General features: G+C 41.0%; 1 protein-coding gene. It reads right to left on the bottom strand.

Going from position 1 to position 1,531, the window contains the following annotated elements; genetic code table 11:
• Positions 1-252 precede the first annotated feature (252 nt).
• Complete coding sequence (locus tag OVN23_RS10295) at positions 253-1,419, bottom strand: IS30 family transposase (RefSeq protein WP_173252899.1); 1,167 nt, start codon at positions 1,417-1,419, stop codon at positions 253-255.
• Between the last annotated feature and the right edge of the window lie 112 nt (positions 1,420-1,531).

The raw sequence follows: 1,531 nt of genomic DNA on the forward strand, positions 1-1,531 counted from the left end.
GGTAAATTCCCAAACTAACTTCCACTGCTAATCCAAGTGGAAGTTAGTCTGATAAAAATCGTAAAAACCAGTGGAAATCCGTGTCAGGGTAAGTTCTACTGGTTTTAAACATGCTTGATTTCATCGCTTTTGTAGCCGAAATGAATTGAAAAAAAGAGCGCACAAAATCCCCTCATCTGAAAGCGTTTCAGATTAAGTTCCGCTATGGTGGAAGTTAGTGTGAGACGTTTGAATGCGGTTAAAGGTTAGTTTTTAGAACTTATGTTGGAGTAATTTAGACGACTGACAGACGTCTTCTGCAGGTATTTTAGAAATGCCGAGAAGCTTAGGAATCTCTTCTCCATAGGTAAATGCAAAGAGTTCATAGGCTGACTTTCCATTCAAAGTAGCACGTTTGACACTGTTGACATGCGAACAGACGAGATTGATGTCCTCTTGAGTTAAATTGTCAAAAGAAGTTCCTTTAGGTAGAATGTCGCGAATCAGCGTATGATTTTTCTCAATTCTCCCTTTCTGGTCAGAGCGATTAGGGTCACAAAAGAAGAGTTTACTCTCCCCTCGCACATCCATTTCGATATCATCGACCCTGGCAAACTCTCCACCATTATCTGTCAGGACGACAGGGAAGAGTTGGAAGAAATCTTTGTCCGCTTGGTGAAGAGTGTTCTTGATGTCATAGAGATGTTTGGTAACCTCAAGGGCAGTTTTATTATCCAGAAGTCTAGCGAAGATAAAGTTACAGAAAGATAGATTGAAGGTGAGTAGGACTTTACCTCCCATTCTCCCCATAACTGTGTCCATTTCCAGCCAAGAGTCTAGTTGATTCAGTGCTAAATAGTTTTGGAAATCCTCATAGGAACGGCCTTTTTTAGCTTCTTTAGGGATGGAAGGTAGCTTACTTTTCCGTCTTTCTTTGAATTTAACGGCTCTGGCTAGGTCAATAGGAGCGATAGATAGGTATCCTTTTCGGATGTGTCGATAGACGGTTGAGGAGCTGACATCAAGGTTATGAGTTTTGAGGATATGATAGATGTGTTGTCCCTTTTTAACACCATCAGAAATGACTTTGTCCATGTCCCAGAAGGTCTTGGAATTGAGAGGAGTTCCTTCACGAGATTCGACAAGAGTTTGTTCGTACTGCTTTTGAGCTTGTTTAGCGAGGTATAAAATCTTCTTATAGCCACAATTCTGTCTTCTTTTAGGGCATCCATTACAGACAAAGGGAGCCTTATCGAGTAGAGGGCAAGGAAGGTTATCGCATGTAGACTCTCGGACTTGTCTGTTTCGTTTGACTTCTTTGGAAACGGTTGTTGGATCTTTTAGAATGGACTGTCCAATAGCTTTGAAGGTTTCACCGCTCTCTAAGCCCAGTTGGATATCATTACGGTCTGAAAGGGTAAGATGTTTATGTTTTGTCATAGTAGACCTCGTTTCTAACTCAAACGTCTCACACTTAATTCCACCATAAAAATCCGTTTTAGACTAATTTCCACTTTGGTCAGGCAAGTGGAAGTTACTTTGAGAAGTTAGC

Source organism: Streptococcus sp. Marseille-Q6488 (assembly GCF_946902925.1).
Taxonomy (GTDB): Bacteria; Bacillota; Bacilli; order Lactobacillales; family Streptococcaceae; genus Streptococcus.